We start from the raw sequence: 19,346 nt of genomic DNA, 5'->3' as shown, positions 1-19,346 counted from the left end.
CCCCACCACACCCGACGCGCCGGCATCTCCTCATTCGGCATCAGCGGCACCAACGCCCACATCATCCTCGCCGAACCCCCCACCCCACCCACCACCAACGACACACCCGACGACGCCGACCGACCGGACGGCACCACCCTGCCCTGGATCCTGTCGGCACGCTCCGCGGACGCACTGGCACAAGCCGCGAAACGGCTCGCCGACCACGTCCGCGCCCGACCCGGACTCAGCCCCGCCGACGTGGCGTACTCCCTCGCCACCACACGCTCCGCCTTCGAAACAAGGGCCGTGGTCCCCGGCACCGACGGACACGACGGACTCCTCGCAGGCCTGGACGCACTGGCCACCCGCGAGACCGACGGCGTGACCGCGGCTGTCTCGGGTGCGAAGCCGGGCCGTTCCTCAGGAGCTCCGGTCGTGTTCGTGTTTCCGGGGCAGGGGTCGCAGTGGGCGGGGATGGCGGCCGGGCTGCTGGACTCCTCGCCGGAGTTCGCCCGCGTGATCGGCGAGTGCGAAGCGGCCCTGGCACCGTTCGTCGACTGGTCGCTCACGGCGGTGCTGCGCGGCGAAGAGGGCGCACCCGGCCTGGACCGGGTGGACGTGGTCCAGCCCGCGTCCTGGGCCATGATGCTCGGCCTCGCCGCACTCTGGCGGGCCGGCGGCGTCAACCCCGTGGCCGTGGTCGGACACTCCCAGGGCGAGATCGCCGCCGCCGTCGTCGCCGGCGGCCTGTCCCTCGAGGACGGCGCCCGCGTCGTCGCCCTGCGCTCCAAAGCACTGCGGGCACTGTCCGGCGGCGGCGGCATGGCCTGGCTCGGCATCCCCGAAGCACAGGCGGAGGAACTCCTCGCCGCATGGTCCGGGCAGATCTCCGTGGCGGCCGTGAACGGTCCCTCGTCCACGGTCGTGGCCGGCCGTCCCCAGGCACTGGAGGAGCTGCTGGCCCGGTGCGAGGCCACCGACGTGTGGGCGCGCCGCATCCCGGTCGACTACGCCTCCCACTCCCCCCACGTCGACGAGATCCGCGACACCCTCGCGGAGGACCTCAAGGACGTCAGCCCGCGACCGGGTCCCGTCGCGTTCCACTCCACCGTCACCGGCGGCGTCCTGGACACCAGCGAGCTCGACGGGGCGTACTGGTTCCGCAACCTGCGCAGCCGGGTCCGACTGGCCGAGGTCGTCGAGCAGCTCGCCGCGCCCGGCGTCGTCTTCATCGAGGTCAGCGCCCACCCCGTCCTCGTCTCCGGCATCGCCGAGACCCTGGACGCGCTCGGTGGCGCAGGTGCCGCCGTCGGGACCCTCCACCGCCACACCGGCGGGCTCGACCGCTTCGCGGAATCCGCCGCCGAGGCGTGGTCCCACGGCGTCGCCGTCGACTGGCCGGCGGTCCTCGAGCCCTACCGGACCCGCACCGTCGAACTCCCCTCCTACCCCTTCCAGCGGCGCCACTTCTGGCTCACACCCGAGCCCGTCGCCCCGCAGGCCGCGCCGCGACCGGTGGAGCAACCTGTGGGGCCGACGGACCTGTTGGGCGTACGGCTGCCGTCGTCGCCGCTCGCGCAGGCGCAGTTCGCCCCGCGGCTCGACCCCGTGGCGCATCCCGTCCTCGGCGACTTCGTGGTGGGCGGGCGACCGGTGGTCAGCGCCGGGGTGTTCGTGGAGTCGCTGATCGAGGCTGTCGTCGAGCTCTCCGGGCCGGGCCCGGTGTCCGTGGAGGAGCTGGAGCTGCCCGTCGACCTGGTGCTCGATCCGGCCGGCGAGGACCGCTCGTCGGCGGATGCCGTACGCGCCACCCAGCTCGTCGCGGACGACGGGCAGTTCCGCTACTACGCGCAGGACCGGGCCGGTGGTTGGCGGCTGCACGCGCGGGGCCGGGCCCGGTCGGGCGCGTCGGCCGCCCCCACGGTGACGCTCGCACCGGTCGGGTCGGGCCGCGAGCTGACCGGCGACGGGCTGTACCGGCTGCTGTGGCAGCGCGCGCTGTATCTGGGCTCCGCCACCCGCTGGGTGGAGCGGGTCAGGCTCGGCCGGGGCGAGGCCACCGCCGAGATCCGTCCCGCCGTGCCCGGCGAGGCGGAGCCCTACCTGATACACCCCGGGCTGGTCGACGCGATGTTCCAGACCGCGCTGGCCTGCTTCCCCGCGGACGGCCCGGGCCTGGTGCCGGTCGGTGTCGACCGCTTCGTCCACTACCACCGGGGTGTCCCCCGGGACGGGCTGCGATGTCACGCCGAACTGTTCGACGGCGGCGCCCGGGCGCGCATCCGGCTCGTCGGCGCGCACGGCCGGCTGGTCGCCGAGGCCGACGGAGTGCGCTTCGCCCCCGCGCTGCCCCGGCTCGCGGCGGAACCCGCGGCCGTACAGGCGCCGTCCGCCGAGCACATGCCCGCAGTCGGGCAGACACCCACGGCCGCGCACACATCCGCGGTGGTCCCGGCACAGCACCGGCCGGCCGCTGTCCCGGCCGTCCCGGCTCCGGCGGCCCCCGCCCCGGCCGACGTGCCGAAGGCAGCCCCCGCCGCGACGCCCGAGGCGACGCGGGCCGTCGTGACCCGGACCGTCGCCCAGGCGCTGGGCACCACGCCGGCCCGGCTCGACGCCCGGCAGTCGTTGCAGGCGCTCGGCCTGGACTCCCTGATCGCGATGAAGATCCGGACCACGCTGAACCGGGAGTTCGACGTCGCGCTGCCGATGACGGCCTTCCTCAACGGCCGCAGCACCGACGACATCGCCGAGGACGTACTGGCCGCGCTCGGCGCGGGGACCGAGGCGGAGACCCCTCAGTCCGACGACGGGGCCACCGCGGCGCCCGGGGACGACGCGGAACGCTACGAGCCGTTCGGACTGACCGACCTGCAGCAGGCGTACCTCGTGGGCCGCGGCGACGCCTTCGAACTCGGCAACACCTCCACCTACTTCCAGACCGAGATCGACCTGGAGAACGTGGACCTGGACCGGCTCGGCGCGTCCTTCCGGGCGATGATCGAACGCCACGACATGCTGCGGGCGGTCTTCACCGCCGAGGGCGAGCAGCGCGTACAGCGCGATGTCCCCGCCTACGTGATCCGTGAGACCGACGTCTCCGATCTGGACCCGGCCGAGCGGGAAGCCGCGCTGGCCGCCGTCCACGAGGAGATGCGGCACCAGGTCTTCGACACGACCCGCTGGCCGCTGTTCGACGTGCGGGTGACCCGGATCGACGACCGGTCGATCCGGCTGCACGCCGGCTTCGACGCTCTGATCATCGACGGTTTCAGTACGTCGATCCTGTTCAGGGAGTGGGCCGCGCACTACCGCGGTGAGACGCTGCCCGAGCTGCGGCTGCGCTACCGGGACTACGTCCGGCAGGCCCGCGCCCTGGAGGGCGGACCCGAGTACGACCGGGCGCTCGCCTACTGGCGCGGCCGCCTCGACACCCTGCCGCCCGCTCCCCAACTGCCGCTGGCCGTCAGCCCGTCGAGTCTGGACCGGCCGGTGTTCACCCACCGGGGCGCGACCCTGTCGAAGGAGGACTGGGCCCGGTTCAAGGAGCACGCGGCGACCGCCGGGGTCAGCGCCTCCGCGGCCCTGTGCACCGCGTACGCGCAGGTGATCGCGGAGTGGAGCGCCACCGACGACTTCTCGCTGAACCTGCTGTTCTTCAACCGGCTGCCGCTGCATCCGCAGGTCGGCGACGTCATCGGCAACTTCTCCACCACTCTGATGCTGGAGATCCACGACTCGGCCGACGACACGTTCGCCGTCCGCGCCGCCGACGTCCAGCGCCAGCTGTGGAGCGACCTGGAGCACAGCCAGGTCAGCGGTGTGCAGGTACTCAGGGAGCTGAACCGGGCCCGCGGCGCGTCCGTGCGGGCCGCCGCGCCGGTCGTCTTCACCAGCCTGGTGAACTTCGCGGGTCAGCAGGACACCGAGCAGCGCGGAGTCGTGCAGTACCTGGCGGGAATAGGTGAGAACGGACGTCAGGTGAGCAGTTCGGTCCGCACCCCGCAGGTATGGCTGGACCACCAGGCGGTCGAGGAGGCCGGTGAACTCGTCCTGAACTGGGACGTGATCGAGGAACTCTTCCCGGCGGGCTGCGTGGACGCCATGTTCGCGGCCTATCTGCGGATGCTGCACGACCTGTCCCGCGACCCGGCGGTCTGGCGGCGGCCCAGGCCCGCTCTCACACCCGCCGCCGACCTGGCCGTACGGGCCGCGGCCAACGCCACCGACGGGCCGGTACCCGACGGGCTGCTGCACGACGCGGTCCTCGCCCGGGCCGCGGCCACGCCCGACGCGCCCGCGGTCATCTCGCCCGCGCTGACCCTGACGTACGCGGACCTCGACCGCAGGTCCAACCAGGTGGGGCACCGGCTGGTCGCGCAAGGGGCCGGCCCCGGCGACCTGGTGGCGATCGTCATGGACAAGGGCTGGGAGCAGGTCGTCGCGGCCCTCGGCATCCTGCGGGCCGGGGCGGCGTACGTCCCGGTCGACGCCCGGGTGCCCGCCGAGCGGCTGCACGTGCTGCTGGACAGTGCCGGGATCAGCCGTGTCGTCACCCAGCCGTGGGTGGACGACACGGCCGACTGGCCGCAGGGCGTGGTCAGGACCGTGGTGCGGGCGGACGGAGGGGACTCGGCGGGTGAGGAGCGCCCGCTCGGCCCGTCCGGCGCCAAGCCCACCGACCTCGCCTACGTGATCTTCACCTCCGGCTCCACCGGGCTGCCCAAGGGCGTGATGATCGAGCACGGGGCGGCCCTGAACACGGTGGTGGACGTCAACGAGCGCTACCACGTCACCGCGGCGGACCGGGCCCTCGGACTGTCCGCGATGCACTTCGACCTGTCGGTCTACGACGTCTTCGGACTGCTGTCGGTGGGCGGCGCCCTCGTCCTGCCCGAACCGGCCGCGCACCGCGAGCCCGCCCGCTGGGCGGAACTCGTCACCGAGCACGGGGTGACCGTCTGGAACAGTGTGCCCGCGCTGATGGAGATGTTCACCGAGCACGCCCTCGCGAACCGGCTCACCGGGCTGCCGCTGCGGCTGGTCATGATGAGCGGGGACTGGATCCCGGTGACGCTGCCGGGCCGGATCCGGCTGCTGCTGCCGGACGCCGAGCTGTGGAGCCTCGGCGGCGCCACCGAGGCGTCGATCTGGTCGATCCTGCACCCCATCGGGGAGGTCCGGGACGACCAGGTGAGCATTCCCTACGGCAAGGCGATGCGGAACCAGCGCTTCTACGTGCTCGACGGCGCGCTGCGGCCCTGCCCCGTGTGGGTGCCCGGCAACCTCTACATCGCCGGGACGGGGCTGGCCCGCGGCTACCTGAACGACGAGGCCAAGACCCGCGCCGCCTTCCTGCACCACCCGGTCACCGGTGAACGCCTGTACCGCACCGGCGACCTGGGACGCTTCCTGCCGGACGGCACCATCGAGTTCCTCGGACGGCAGGACTCCCAGGTCAAGATCCAGGGCTACCGCATCGAACTGGGCGAGGTGGAAGCCTCCCTCACCCAGTGCGAGGGCGTACGGGCCGCCGCGGTCGTCGCGGCGGGCGAACAGCACGGCCCGAAGCGGCTGATCGCCTACGTCGTCCTCGACGACGGGCGCGACGACACCGAGCAGCAGGTCACCGACGCGCTGCGCCGGGTGGTCCCGCAGCACCTGGTGCCGCAGCGCGTCCTCGTCCTGGACGAACTGCCGCTCAGCGACAACGGGAAGATCGACCGGGCGGCCCTGCCCGCGCCCGACGAGGTCGCCGTCGAAGGCGCCGGCCACGTCGCGCCCCGCGACGACGTGGAACGCCGGCTCGCGGAGATATGGGCGGAGTTCTTCGGCGTGACCGGGATCGGGGTGCGGGCGAGCTTCTTCGAACTCGGCGGGGACTCGCTGCTCGCGGTGCGGCTGATGGCCAGGATCGCCCGCGGTCTGGGCCGCAGCCTGCCGTTGTCCAGCCTCTTCTCCCGGCCGACCATCGAACTGCTCGCCCAGGCGGTCCGGGAGGCCGGCAGCGGCGAGGACCGCCGCAGGGCGCTGGTACCGGTACGCACCACCGGCTCGCGGACCCCGCTGGTGTTCGTGCACCCGGTCGGCGGCGACGTGCTCTGCTACGCCGAACTCGCGCAACTCCTCGGCGACGACCAGCCGTTCTACGCGCTCCAGCGGCCGGACACGGAACTGCTCAGCGTCGAGGACATGGCCGCCCACTACGTCGCGGCGGTCCGCGAGGCGCTGCCCGACGGGCCCTACCGGCTCGGCGGCTGGTCGATGGGCGGGGTCATCGCCCTGGAGATGGCGGCCCAGCTCACCGCGGCGGGCGCCGAGGTGGACCTGCTGGCCGTGATCGACCTGATCGAGCAGCCGGGGCCGGCCACGGGCGTGCCCGTCTCCGACGAGGTGCTGCTGTCCTGGTTCGCCCGGGACCTGGCGGGTCTGGCCGGAGTCGACTGGGAGCTGCCGCCCGAGGCGTTCGACGGCCGTCCGCCGGTGCGGGTGCTGCACGCCGAGGCCCGCGCGGCGGGAGCGTTGTCCGACGACATCGACCTCGACACGCTGAGCCGTATCGTCGACCGGTTCCGCACCAACTACCGGGCCCTCCTGCGCTACGCGCCCAGCAGCTTCGCCGGGCGGGTGGTGTCGCTGCGGGCCGCGGACGGCGGCGCGACGGTCGAGACGGCGTCCCGCTGGATGGAGCACTTCCCCGGCGACGCCGCCCTCGTCGACGTGCCCGGCGACCACTACACGGTGATGCGCGGCGAGCGGCTGCGCGTCCTGGCCGGTGAGCTGCGCCGGGCCCTCGACGCCAACTGAACCGAACCTGCCGGGCCGCTTCTCCGGGCGGCCCGGCAGCTACCCGCCGGTCCCGTCCCGCGGGACCGGCGGAGTCCAGGACCAAGGAGTGAGGACATCCGGTATGCGAATTGATCCGGCCGACCAGGCCGACCCGAAACGACGGCAGGCCGGCGTCACGCCCGCCGGGGAGCCGACCGGGGCCGTCGGCGGCGGCGCCGGAGCGGGCCGATGAGCGCGTTGCCGGCCACCGTGCCGGTCGCCGTCATCGGGGCGGGCCAGTCCGGACTCGCCGTCGGGTACTACCTGCGGCAGGCCGGCGTACGGTGCGTGCTGCTCGACGCGGGGGGCGAGGTCGGCGAGACCTGGCAGCGGCGCTGGGACTCGCTGACGCTGTTCACGTCCGCGCGGTTCTCCGGCCTGCCGGGGCTGCCCTTCCCCGGCCACGGTGCGCGCTACCCCGGCAAGGACGAGGTCGCGGCGTATCTGCGCGACTACGCCGAGCGGTTCGGTCTCCCCGTGCTGACCGATCACCGGGTGCTGTCGCTGCGCAGGGACGGGGACGGCTATCTGCTGACCACCGCGCACGGCGACTGCCGGGCCGGCCAGGTCGTGATCGCGACCGGCGCGTTCGGCGTCCCCCGGGTTCCGGAGTTCGCCGCCGGGCTGAGTCCGGACGTGACCGCCCTGCACACCAGCGACTACCACGGCCCCGCACAGGTGCCGCCGGGCACCGTGGTGATCGTCGGCGACGGCAACTCCGGCCGGCAGATAGCCGTGGAGCTGGCCGGGACCCACGGTGTGGTGCTCAGTCGCGGCGGCACCGTCTCACCGCCGCTGCCGCAGACCGTCCTCGGACGGGACATGTTCTGGTGGATGAGCGTCCTCGGCGTGATGAGCCTGCCGGTGAACATGCAGGCACCCGACCCGATCGTCGGCGACCGGGTGCCCGAGCTCGTCGCGGAGGGCCGGATCCGGACGATGGGCCGGGTCGTCGCGGCCGAGGGCGCCGAACTGCTGGACGCGGACGGCGAGCGCGTCAAACCGTCCGCGGTGATCTGGGCGACCGGCTACCGCACCGACTGGAGCTGGCTCGACCCGGAGATGCTCGATGACACCGGGCAGCCCCGGCACACCGAGGGCACGGGGGCGCTGCCCGGCAGCTACTACCTGGGTCTGTACCGGATGCGTACCCGCGGCTCGGCGCTGATCGGCTTCGTCGGCCGGGACGCCGAGCGCGTCGCGGCGGCGATCACCACCGCGGTCCACGGCACCACCACCGTTTCTCCCACGGCAGAAGGCGAGCCGTCATGACCGGCGTCGTGTCCAAGGAACTCGAGGTGCTCGGCGCGCTGTTGGCGTTCGACTTCATCGGGTTCGCACAGAAGTCCGCCGCCCTCGATCCCGCCGACCCGCACTACGGGCAGGCGGTCGGCGCCGCGTTCGGGCTCGCGGTCCGTCGCCGCTTCCCGAAGGGCGCGACATCGCGGGAGATCGGCGAGTACGTCGCGGACGTCCTCGGCTCGCTGGAGGCCGGCGCGGAGGATTTCGCCCCGGCGTTCCTCGAGCACCTGGTCGCCGACGGGCTGCACGGAGGCGCGAAGCCCGACGGTGAGCAGCTTGACCCCGAGACCACGATCCAGGCCCGGCTGGTGCTGACGCTCCGGATCGTCCGGGAGCTGGACCTCGGCCCCGACCAGCAGCGCGAGTTGCTGGCCGAGGCGGCGCACCGGGTGACCGCCTGAGGTGTACGGACGCGGCGCTCCGGGTGGTCCGGGGCGCCGCACCGCCGTTCACTCCCCAGGCGTCCCGGGCTCGGTGGGTACCTGTGCGCCGGGGTCACCCGGGAGCCGGACGTCCAGCGCCCCTTCCGCGTACAGCGTCCGCACCGACCGCTTGTCGTACTTCCCGACGCTGGTCTTGGGCACCGCGTCCACGAACGACCACCGCTCCGGTATCCACCAGCGCGCCACCCGCCCGGTCAGGAACTCCCGCAGCTCGTCCGCGCCGGTCCCGGCGCCCGGCACCAACGACACGCAGGCCAGCGGGCGTTCCTCCCAGCGCGGGTCGGGCACACCGATCACCACCGCCTCCAGCACCGCCGGGTGCTCGATGATCGCGTTCTCCAGCTCGATGGTGGAGATCCACTCGCCGCCGCTCTTGATGCCGTCCTTGAGCCGGTCACTGACCACCACCCAGCCACCCGGCTCGATCACTCCCAGGTCGCCGGTGCGCAGCCAGCCGTCGTGGAACTTCTCCGGGGCGTCCTCGGTGTTGAAGTACGACCCGGTGACCCACGGCCCGCGCAGCTCCAGTTCGCCCACGGAGGTTCCGTCCCACGGCTGCTCGCTGCCGTCCTCCGCGATCAGCCGCACCTCCACGAAGGGCATCACCCGGCCGCTCTTGGCCAGCCAGCCGACCTCGTCCTCGTCCGGAGCGCCGTGCGGAGGGACCGCGAAGGTGGCCAGGGGGCTGGTCTCGGTCAGGCCCCAGCCCTGCTTCAGGCGGACCCCGTAGCGGTCCTTGAGCTGCTGGAGCAGGGCGCGCGGCGGGGTCGCGCCGCCGCAGCCCGCGAGCCGTACACCGCTCAGGTCCAGCGGGTGCTGCTCGCCGTGGTGCACCAGGCTGTTCCAGATCGTGCAGATCGCCGCCACCGCGGTGGGCCGCTCCTCGTTGATGACGCGGGCCAGGTCCGGGGTGTGCAGCAGCCGCCCGTTCATGATCAGGTCGGAGCCCGCCAGCCAGGCGGCGTACGGCCAGCCCCAGGCGTTGGCGTGGAACATCGGCACGATCGGCAGGACCCGGTCGCCGTCGTGCATCGCGAATCCGGCGCCTGCCGAGACACCGAGCGTGTGCAGGGAGATCGAGCGGTGGCTGTAGGCCACGCCCTTGGGGTTGCCGGTGGTGCCGGTCGTGTAGCAGAGCGCCGCCGCTTCCCGCTCGTTCAGGTCGGGCCAGACGAAGCCGGGCCGCTCGGCCGCCAGCAGCTCGTCCCAGCGGTGCACGGTGATGTGCCCGGGCAGGTCCACGTCCGGCGTGCCGCCTATGACGACCATGTGCCGTACGCTGCCCAGCCGGTCCCGCAGGGGAGCGAGCATGTGCAGCAGGGTGGCGTCGACCAGGAGGAAGGCGTCCTCGGCATGTTCGACGATGTAGCCCAACTGGTCGTGGTGGAGCCGCAGGTTGAGGGTGTGCAGTACCGCGCCCATGCTCGGTACGGCGAGGTATGCCACCAGGTGCTCGGGAGTGTTCCAGGCCAGCGTGGCGACCCGTTCACCGGGCTGCGCGCCCAGCCGGGTCAGTGCCGCGGCCAGTCGCTCGGCCTGGTCGGCGATGTCGGCGAAGGACTGCGAGGACCGTGCGGCCGGTCCGTCGGCGCATCGCACCACCCGGCTGTCCGCGTAGACGCGTTGCCCGTGCCTGAGGATGTCCCGGACCAGCAGTTCACGGTCCTGCATCGTGCTCTTCATGGTGCGGCCCCTTAGAGGTGCGCAGTCAGAAGGTGCTCTCGGCGTCGCGCTCACTCCCCCCGTTCCGCGTCCGGTCCCCGGAGGGTGGGAGCGCGGGGCGGGGAGGAGCGGGCGCGCCTACGCGCAGAGCCGGCCCCGATGGCGGAGCCGGCCCCGATGCCGGGTGACGGCACCACGCCGTCACCCGCTGCTGCCCGGCCGCTGGTCGGGTCAGCCCAGGTATTCGATCTTTCCTACCAGTGAGCAACTGACATTGGAGTGGTCCAGCAGGTTGACCCGCGCGTCCATCTTCCCGTTGCCGGTCGCGAACTGGTACTCACCGGTGCCGCCGGTGATCACGAACGAGCCGGACGGGTAGACGAGGTTGTCCTCCGTCAGCGGAGCGGCGAGGCGGTAACTGAGGTTGAGCTTGTCACCGTCGCTTTCCGTGATCGTCGCCGTCCCGGTGATGTCGTACTTGCCGGGGACGACCGCCGTGCATGCCACCTCGTCCTGCGTCCAGGTGCCGTTGGTGATCGGCTTGCCGGTGGCGGTCCCCGTCCCTATCACCTCGAAACCCGCGCAGTGCTCGGCGTCCGGATGCGTGCTCGCGACCACCGCGTACTGCGCGGTCATCTCGAACGTCGGAAGCCATTGCTCCGCGCCGGCGACCGCACGGTCGGTCTCAACTGCGAATGTCGTACCGGCCGTACCGCCGACGATCAGCACCGCTGCGGCCGCTGCGCCTGCTGTGCGCGCCAGCCAGCGGTGTGCGATTCCTGCCATGTTCTCCCCCGTACTTGTGCAGGTGTTGTCCAACGGGGCCTGAGTAAAGGCCCGTTTAGAACAGTTTCCCCGACCGAGACCTCTCTCGTCCAGGCATTCAGCCTATTTTCATACTTTCAGTTGGGTACTACGATTTATCATTCGCTCACGCGAATGCTTCGCTTGTGTTCATGGCAGCGAACCTCTCCGGGAGCCGCAGACAAGGGCTGTTTCTGACCCGGGCTCAGGATGGAGTGAGGAGTGGGCGGCACGGGGAGCCGTTCTTCCGCCTTTCGTTGGCGCGAGACCGTGTCGAGGAGTACGCGTTCACCTGTGCGGCCGGAGGGGTGCGGCCGAGCGGGGAGATACCGGCCGAGGAGTTCCGTGCCGGTCTGCCGGGTCACGCGATCGTGAACGGGCGGCTGCACACGTTCGCTCCTGCTCGTGACCGCGGCCGCCCGCGGACGGCGGGACGTACGCGGTGAGCCGGTGCGCTCCTCGCGGGCCATGCGGTGCGCGTGAGGAGCGAAGGGGGCCACCGTGGTCCCGGGCTCCGCGGCGGTGGTCCCGCCGGTCAGACCTCGCCCGGCGTGCCCAGGCCCGTCAGGGCGCCGACCGGGTCGAGGTCGGGGGTGCCGCGCGGCCACCAGTCGTCGCGGCCGGGTTCCGACTCGTAGGCGTACCAGAGTCCTGCCCGGCCGAGCCTGAGCTGGACGTGGTCCCGGGGGTGGGTGAGGCGGTTGCGCCAGGGACGGAAGGCGGGGAGGTCGGCGGCGAGCAGCAGGGGCCGGGCCCGGTCGAAGCGGCCGGCCGGCGGGTCCCAGGGCTCCTCCAGGACGGCGAGACCCTCCGGTCCGCCCTGGCGCCAGGCGGCCACGGCGCGCGCCAGGTCCGCCGTGCCCCGGCCGGCGGCATCGGCGAGGGACGCGTAGAGCGCTCGGGTGCCGACGGTGAGGCCGGAACCGGGGCGGGCCGCGGCGAGGCGGACCGCGTCCTGCCACAACGTCAGCCCGCCGACCGGGTCACGGCCCGTGGTGAGCAGGGCGTGAGCGCGGGCGGCCGCGTCGGTGGCGAGCTGGTCCAGCGCGAAGGGGTCGGGGCCGCCCGGTGCCGCCGGGTAGGCCGGGGGCTGCTCGGGGTGCGGGGGCGGGGGCAGCGGCGCCGGGAGCGGCGGCAGGGTGCGCGCGGCCAGGGCCTCGCCCGCCCGGACACCGGGCAGCGGCGTGGGCCCGCGGTCCTGGGCGGCGCGGGCGGCGCGGGCCGCGTTGAGCCGGGAGAGGGCGTCGAGCAGCTCGCGTTCGCCGCGGCCGCGGAGCAGGAGCAGGACGAAGGGGTCCGCGTCGAGCAGTCGTGCCGTCTGGTAGCAGAGGGCGGCGGCGTGTTTGCAGGGGTGCCCGGAGTCCGGGCAGCTGCACTGCGGGGCGAGGTCGCCGGGGCCGGGGAGCAGTGGGGCGCCACAGTCCGCCAGCGAGTGCGGCAGTTCCTTGTCCAGGAGGGCCGCGATGTGCCCGGGGCGTTCGACGGCGGCGTCCAGGAACCGCTCCCAGTCGGCGTCGCCGAGCGTGCGCAACCGCACCTGCACACGGTACGGCCGGGGCCGGCTGCCCTGCACGTAGGCGAGGACCAGGCCGGGCGTCACGGTGATGGCGTCGACATGCCCCCGCTCCGCGTACCCGCGCCCGCGCGCCAGCCGCGCGGCGTCCAGGGCGCCCTCCTCCAGCGCGGTCACCCATGCGTTCCCCCACCATGTAGCGGCGAATCCCTCGTCCGCCGCCCTGGGCGGGAGGGCGGGGAAGGTACGACGGAGCTCGCCGTCGCGGCCCGGTGCCGCCATCGAGCGGGGAGCACGTGGCTTCGCGGGCGGTGCGGAGGGGGCAAGGCCCTGCGCCACCGGGTACGGCGCCTGCGGCCGGGCCGGTGGTGGTGGTGACAGTGGAAGCGGTGGAGGCGGTGGCTCGTACGACGCGGGTGAGGGCCTCGGCTCGTCGGCGGTGGACGCGGGAGGTTCGGCGGCGGGGCGGTACGAGCCGGACGACGGGTCCGGCTCCGGGTGCGGGGGCACCGAACTCTCGGCGGATCCGCCGCCGGCGGGCTCCACCAGGGGCGCGGCTCCCCCGGCGGGGTCCGCCTCCGGAGGCAGACGGAACGCGCCCGCGACGAAGTCCCGCACGGCACGGGCCCTGGCATCGGCGGTGCGCGAACCGCCGGCCCTCTGCGGGCGGCCGGCCGGGCGGGACGGTCGCCGTGTGGACGCCGCACCGTTGGCCGCAGTGTCCGCTTTCGCCTGCCGACGAGCAGCCCGCAATGCCTCACGCGCCACGTCCGCCGGTCGTCCGTCGCCCCCGTCGACGGAGCCGGGGCGGGCCACGGAGGTCGCGTCGACGGGAGAGTGCGCCGGGCCAGGGGGGTTCGCCTCGCCGGGCAGGGACGTCGGGGTGACGGAGGGGGCCGCCGCTTCGTCGGAGCGGCCGACATGGCCGGCCCCACCCGCCGGGGCGGAGGCTGGTGTGCCGTCAGGGACGTCCGGCCCAGCGGGCCGGGTCACCTCTTCGGACCCGTCCGCTTCGTCTCGTGGTGTGCCGGGTGGGCCCGGTGGGCCGTCCGTACTCGCCTCCGGCTGCGCGTACCGAGGGATGCCGCCTTCCCCCGCCGCGCCGTCGGCGACAGCGCCGCCGTCCGCCTCCGCACGCCGTGCGGTACGCGCGCTGCGCAGCGCCGCGCGTGCGACGTCCCCGGGACGCGGCCCAGTGCGCTCCTCCGACTTCCGGGCCTGGTCCCTGCTCCGGGCCTGGTCCTTGTCCTGGTCCTGGTCCTTGTCCTGGTCCTTGCCCTGGGCCTGGGCCTGGTCCCCGTCCCGGGCCTGGTCCTTGCCCTGGGCCTGGGCCTGGTCCCCGTCCCGGGCCTGGTCCTTGTCCTTGCCCTGGGCCTGGGCCTGGGCCTGGGCCAGGTCCTGGTCCGGGTCCTGGCCACGGTCATGATCCTGTTCCCGGCCCCGATCCCTGTCCCGGACCTGGGCCAGGCCCTGTACCCGATCCCAGCGTTGCGCCTGGTCCCGGCCCTGACCCTGGCCCCAGCCTTGGTCCCGGTCCCGGTCGTCGTCCCGGTCCCGGGCCTGGTCCCCGTCCCAGGCCTGGTCCTGGAGCTGGCTCCCGTCCCGGGCCCGGTCCTCGACCTCGGCCTGGTTCCGATCGCGGGCCTGGGCCTGGTTCCGGTCCCGTCCATGTCCCCGCACCGGCTCACGCCCCGTCGTCGCCGCACCGACGTCTGCGTCTCCGGCGGGGCCCGGCTCCCGCTCACTTCGCTCGCGCGCCTCACGCAGGGCGCGGCGGGCCTCGTCGGCGGGCCCGGGGGTCATGACGGCCTCCGCAGGGACACCAGATCGGACAGTTCACGGACCGTCAGTTCGGTGAGGGCCGCCTCGCCGGAACCCAGTACGGCATCCGCCAGGGCGCGCTTGGACTGGAGCATCTCGGCGATGCGGTCCTCGACCGTGCCCTCGGTGATGAGCCGGTGGACCTGGACCGGCTGGGTCTGGCCGATGCGGTAGGCGCGGTCGGTCGCCTGTTCCTCCACGGCCGGGTTCCACCAGCGGTCGAAGTGCACGACGTGGCCCGCGCGGGTGAGGTTCAGGCCGGTGCCGGCCGCCTTCAGGGACAGGACGAGGACGGGAGTCGCCCCGCTCTGGAAGCGGTCCACCATGCGTTCGCGCTCCGGGACCGGCGTACCCCCGTGGAGAAGGTCGACAGGGACCGCGCGGGCGGTCAGGTGGGAGGTGATGAGGCGGGCCATTCCGACGTACTGCGTGAAGACGAGCGCCGAACCGTCCTCGGCGAGCAGCGTGTCCAGCAACTCGTCCAGCAGGGCGAGCTTGCCGGAGCGGGCGGTCAGCCGGTCGGCCCCGCCCGGCGGATGCTCCTCCTTCAGGAACAGCGCGGGGTGGTCGCAGATCTGCTTCAGCGAGGTCAGGAGCTTGAGCACCAGGCCCCGGCGACCGATGCCCTCGGCCGACTCGATGGCGAGCATCGATTCGCGCACCACCGCCTCGTACAGCGCGGCCTGTTCCCTGGTGAGCGGGACGGGGTGGTCCGTCTCGGTCTTCGGCGGCAGCTCGGGGACGATCCCCGGGTCGGACTTCTTGCGGCGCAGCAGGAACGGGCGGATCAGACCGGCGAGGCGCTCCACAGCCTCGTCGTCCTCGCCGTTCTCCACCGCGCGCGCGTGCCGGGCGCGGAAGGACTTGAGGGGGCCGAGGAGGCCGGGGGTGGTCCAGTCGAGCAGCGCCCACAGCTCGGAGAGGTTGTTCTCCACGGGCGTGCCGGTCAGCGCCACGCGCGCCGGGGACGGGATCGTGCGCAGGGCCTTCGCCGTCGCCGAGTACGGGTTCTTGACGTGCTGCGCCTCGTCCGCGACGACCATGTCCCAGCGCTGCTCGGCCAGGGTCGCCGCGGCGGACCTCATCGTGCCGTACGTGGTGAGGACGAAGCCGCCCGTCAGACCGTCCAGGGTGCGGTCGGGGCCGTGGAAGCGGCGGACGGGGACGCCGGGCGCGAACCGGGTGATCTCCCGCTGCCAGTTGCCCAGCAGGGAGGCGGGGCAGACCACCAGGGTCGGTTCGGTGCGGGCCCGCTTGAGGTGCAGGGCGATGACGGTGATCGTCTTGCCGAGGCCCATGTCGTCGGCGAGGCAGCCACCGAGGCCGAGGGAGGTCATGAGGTCGAGCCAGGCCAGGCCGCGCAGCTGGTAGTCGCGGAGGGTGGCGTGCAGGCCCGGCGGTGGTTCGGCGGGGTGTACGCCGGCGGTGAGACGGTCGCGCAGGGCGGCCAGCGCGCCGACCGGCACCACGTCGACCGTCTCGCCGTCGGCCTCCGCACTGCCCGTGAGGGCGACGGACAGGGCGTCGACCGGGTCGAGCAGGCCCAGGTCGCGCTTGCGTGCCTTGCGGACGAGGCCCGGGTCGACCAGCACCCACCGGTCGCGCAGCCGGACCACCGGGCGGTGGGCCTCCGCGAGGGTGTCCATCTCGGCCTCGGTGAGCGGGTCGCCGCCGATCGCCAGCTGCCAGCGGAACTGGAGGAGAGCCTCGCTCTCGAAGAAGCCCGTGCCGTCGGTCGCCGAGCCGGGCGCGGGCCGGACCACCGCGGTCGCGGTGAGGTCCTGGGCCAGGTCGCGGGGCCAGTGCACGGCGACGCCGGCGGCGGAGAGCCGGCCGGCCGCCACGCCCAGCAGGTCGATGACCTCCTCCTCGGAGAGGCTGAGTACGTCGGGCACGTCCTGCTCGGTGAGCCGGTCGAGGGGCGGCCAGACCCGCGCCGCGCGCCGCACCGCGAGGGCGGCGTCCACGCGCGCGCGGGAACCGAACGCCGTGTCGGCCGTCCCCGACCACAGGTCCGCCGCGTCGGCCACGAGGGTGGGGTCGGCCAGGCTGTGCACCTGGACGACCGCCGCTCCCGCGCTGCGCACGCCGCCGGTGCCGTCGCCGTCCCCGTCGAAGAGGTCGTACGCCGACAGATCCAGGCGGAGCGAGATCCGCACGCCCGCGTCCATGCCGGCGGCGACCTCGGCGGCCCAGTCGTGGGCGTCGGGCAGGTGCTGGGCCCCGCGGGCGGCGAAGGGCCGGCCCGAGGCGTGGGGCGCGGCCGGGGTGCGGGGCAGGGTGTCGGCGACCGCGTCCAGGAAGGCGCGGATGAGCGCTTCCGGTTCCGGCAGCTGGATCGGACCGGGCCCGTCCAACGGAACCGCGTGGCCCTCCGGGGGCATCGCGGCGGCCACCGCCCGCAGGTGCGCGATGTCGTCGGGGTCCAGCGGGCCGGCCCGCCAGGCGTCGTGGCCGGTCGCCGTCAGGCCGGGCAGCAGCCGGCCGCGCGCGGTGAGCCGCAGGGCGTGCAGGGCCGCGGCGCCCCAGCACGCGGTGGCCGGGTGGGCGGCCGGGTCGTGCCGGGCGCGCACCAGCAGGGGCAGCGCCTCGCCGAGCGGGAGCGACAGGGCGGGCGTCGTCCTGCGCCGCGCCCCGGCGCCGTGTCGCCGTACGACGGTGAGCTCCGTGATCCCGGTGGGACGGGCCGTGCCGTCGGGAGGCGGGACGGTGGCCACGGGCCCGCCCTCGGGGTCCCAGAAGGCGATCCGTGCGTCGCGCGGCAGCGCCGCCGGCAGGAGGACGGCCGCGAGCCGGACGGGGACGGAGGGGGCGGGCCTCTCCGGCTGCCTCGCCTCTCCCCGCCGCCCCGCTCGTCCGGCAGCCGTCGTGCCCATCACAGCCATGTCGCTCATACGTCCTGTCACCTCCCGCCCGTGTGCCGGATCAGATGTCTTCGACTCTACGGGCGGGGTCTGACAATCGGCCCCGGCGGCCTCCGGGCCCGGCCGTCGCGCGTACGCGGTCAGGGAACCGTGCGCGAGACGACGTAGACCATCGGGTAGTCCGGGTTGTCCATGTTCACGACGACGTCCTGGGTGGGCGCCGGGTTCCGCTGCTCGTTGACGAGGCCCCACCAGGAGGAGCCGGACCCGCCGAACTCCCAGCCGGTGACGCGCTGGGCACGGTCGCTGATGGCGATCTTGTCCCGCTCCAGTGAGTCCCGGTCGACGCCCAGTCCCGCCAGGAAGGCGTCCAGTCCGGCGCCGGTGGTCTCGAACTGGACGTAGAGGCGGCTGGTCTTCCAGTTGTTCGTCTCGTAGTACGCGACCTCTTCGGACGGGACCGGGACGGGCACCTCGTAGATGCGGCGCTGCAGTTTGGAAGGCCAGCCCTCGGTCATGCCGGTCGCCGCGTACTTCGCCTCCTTCTCCCGGCCGCTGTCGCGGCTCTGGTTGGCGGAGATCACGAGGTAGCCGGCCGGGATGCCGATGAGCAGCACGATGATGAGCAGGGTGAGCGACCGGCGGCGGATCATGTGCCGGCGGCCCTCCGCCGGCGGCCGGGGCGTGTCCGGGGCCCCGGCCTGGTGCGGCAGGGGATCCGTCACAGCGACTCCCCGGACGCGCGGCGGGCCTCCGCGTACCGCTCGTAGCGCTCGTACCGCTCCACCCGGCGCCGCTTGGCGCGGCGGAACCGGCGGGCGACCAGCCGGGACAGGTCGGCGGCGCCCACCATGCCGGCCTCGGGGCCGAGCTGGGCGCGGACGATGCGCGCCTCGGGGCGGTAGCCGCGGCCGGTGAGCTGGCGTTTGAAGGCGTCGCGCGCGGGGCCGATCAGCAGGTCGTCGGCGGCGCTGACCCCGCCGCCGATGACGAAGCAGGACGGGTCGAGGGCCGCGGCGAGGTTGGCGATGCCGACGCCGAGCCACTGGCCGATGTCCTGGAGCAGCTCGACGCACATGGCGTCGCCGTCGCGGGCCAGCTCGGTGATCATCGGGCCGGTGATGTCGCCGATGCTGCCCTTGACGTGCTCGATGATCCCGTAGGCCACCGGCGAGTCGGCGGCGGCCAGCTCGCGGGCCTCCCTGACCAGGGCGTTGCCGGAGCTGTACTGCTCCCAGCAGCCGCGGTTGCCGCACGGGCAGCGGTGGCCGCCGGGCACGACCTGCATGTGGCCGAACTCACCGGCGACCCCGTACTTTCCGCGCTTGACCTGGCCGTCCTCCAGGATCGCGCCGCCGATGCCGGTGCCGAGCGTGATCATGACGAGGTGGTCCTCGCCGCGCCCGGCGCCGAAGCGCCATTCGGCCCAGGCGGCGGTGTTGGCGTCGTTGTCCACCAGGACGGGGACGGCGAGGCGGCCGGCGATGCGGTCGCGCAGCGGCTCGTTGCGCCAGGACAGGTGGGGGGCGAACAGCACGCGGTTGCGGTCGGCGTCGACCCAGCCGGCCGCGCCGATGCCGACGGCGTGCACGTCGTGCCGGTCGGAGAGGTCCAGGACCAGTTCGACGATGGTGTCCTCGACGACCTTCGGGCTCTTGGACTTGTCCGGGGTCTCCGTGCGGAGCTTCTCCAGGATGTTGCCGTCGGCGTCGACGGCGCCCGCCATGACTTTCGTGCCGCCGATGTCGATGCCGACCGTCGGCACGCGGGGCGCCGTGAGGTGCGAGCGGCGTTCCCTCGTGCCCACGGTGCGCAGGACCGGGGCGCGGCGGGAGCCGATGGGGGCGGTGAGGTCGCGGTAGGTGCTCATCGGGTGCGATTGTGCCGCACGCCCCCACCGGGTGCCGAACGGGACAGGGGCGGGGCGGGGCCGACGTACGCCGTCCGCGGCTCGATCGTGGCCGGTCGCACGGGTCCCCCGCGGCCCCTGAGCTGGTTCCTTGGCATCGGCGATCACGCGGTGCGAAGCGTGTCCCGGGACGCGGCACGGCCCCACACCCCGTGATCCGTCCGCCGCCACGACACACCGGTGGGGCAGACCGGCGGGCACGACGGACGGTTGCGGGG

The 19,346-nt window shown here is 73.8% G+C and carries 9 protein-coding genes; 3 read left to right on the top strand and 6 right to left on the bottom strand.

Features of this window, described 5'->3' with window-relative positions; translation table 11 throughout:
• The 3 genes from ACZ7G3_RS18625 to ACZ7G3_RS18615 all read left to right on the top strand — a co-directional run.
• Nucleotides 1-6,789: amino acid adenylation domain-containing protein (locus tag ACZ7G3_RS18625; RefSeq protein WP_470926802.1), on the top strand; the 6,789-nt coding region annotated here is incomplete at its 5' end.
• Between the two features lie 210 nt (nucleotides 6,790-6,999).
• Nucleotides 7,000-8,082, top strand: a complete 1,083-nt coding sequence (locus tag ACZ7G3_RS18620; protein WP_470926800.1) for a flavin-containing monooxygenase — start codon at nucleotides 7,000-7,002, stop codon at nucleotides 8,080-8,082.
• Nucleotides 8,079-8,513: a hypothetical protein gene (locus ACZ7G3_RS18615; RefSeq protein ID WP_470926798.1), complete on the top strand. Its 435-nt coding sequence runs from the start codon at nucleotides 8,079-8,081 to the stop codon at nucleotides 8,511-8,513. Before ACZ7G3_RS18620 ends, ACZ7G3_RS18615 begins: the two co-directional genes overlap by 4 nt.
• Nucleotides 8,514-8,561: 48 nt before the next feature.
• Here the strand turns inward: ACZ7G3_RS18615 and ACZ7G3_RS18610 are convergent, their stop codons facing one another.
• The 6 genes from ACZ7G3_RS18610 to ACZ7G3_RS18585 all read right to left on the bottom strand — a co-directional run bounded on the left by ACZ7G3_RS18610 (nucleotide 8,562) and on the right by ACZ7G3_RS18585 (nucleotide 19,089).
• Nucleotides 8,562-10,238 (bottom strand): long-chain fatty acid--CoA ligase, encoded by a 1,677-nt coding sequence (locus tag ACZ7G3_RS18610; protein WP_470926796.1) that lies wholly within the window; start codon nucleotides 10,236-10,238, stop codon nucleotides 8,562-8,564.
• Nucleotides 10,239-10,448: 210 nt separating this feature from the next.
• A complete protein-coding gene (locus ACZ7G3_RS18605; protein ID WP_470926794.1) occupies nucleotides 10,449-11,003 on the bottom strand; it encodes a hypothetical protein in 555 nt (184 codons plus the stop codon).
• 553 nt (nucleotides 11,004-11,556) lie between these two features.
• Nucleotides 11,557-13,527, bottom strand: coding sequence for an SWIM zinc finger family protein (locus tag ACZ7G3_RS18600; protein WP_470926820.1), 1,971 nt, complete (start codon nucleotides 13,525-13,527; stop codon nucleotides 11,557-11,559).
• 806 nt (nucleotides 13,528-14,333) lie between these two features.
• Complete coding sequence (locus ACZ7G3_RS18595) at nucleotides 14,334-17,249, bottom strand: DEAD/DEAH box helicase (protein ID WP_470926792.1); 2,916 nt, start codon at nucleotides 17,247-17,249, stop codon at nucleotides 14,334-14,336.
• 110 nt (nucleotides 17,250-17,359) lie between these two features.
• Nucleotides 17,360-17,944, bottom strand: a complete 585-nt coding sequence (locus ACZ7G3_RS18590; RefSeq protein ID WP_426602086.1) for a sugar kinase — start codon at nucleotides 17,942-17,944, stop codon at nucleotides 17,360-17,362.
• A complete protein-coding gene (locus ACZ7G3_RS18585) occupies nucleotides 17,941-19,089 on the bottom strand; it encodes an ROK family glucokinase (RefSeq protein ID WP_470926790.1) in 1,149 nt (382 codons plus the stop codon). Before ACZ7G3_RS18585 ends, ACZ7G3_RS18590 begins: the two co-directional genes overlap by 4 nt.
• Nucleotides 19,090-19,346: the final 257 nt, after the last annotated feature.

The organism is Streptomyces sp. NPDC037271 (assembly GCF_055603605.1).
The sequence above is the reverse complement of the archived record's forward strand: the minus strand, read 5'-3'. Positions and strand labels throughout refer to the sequence as shown.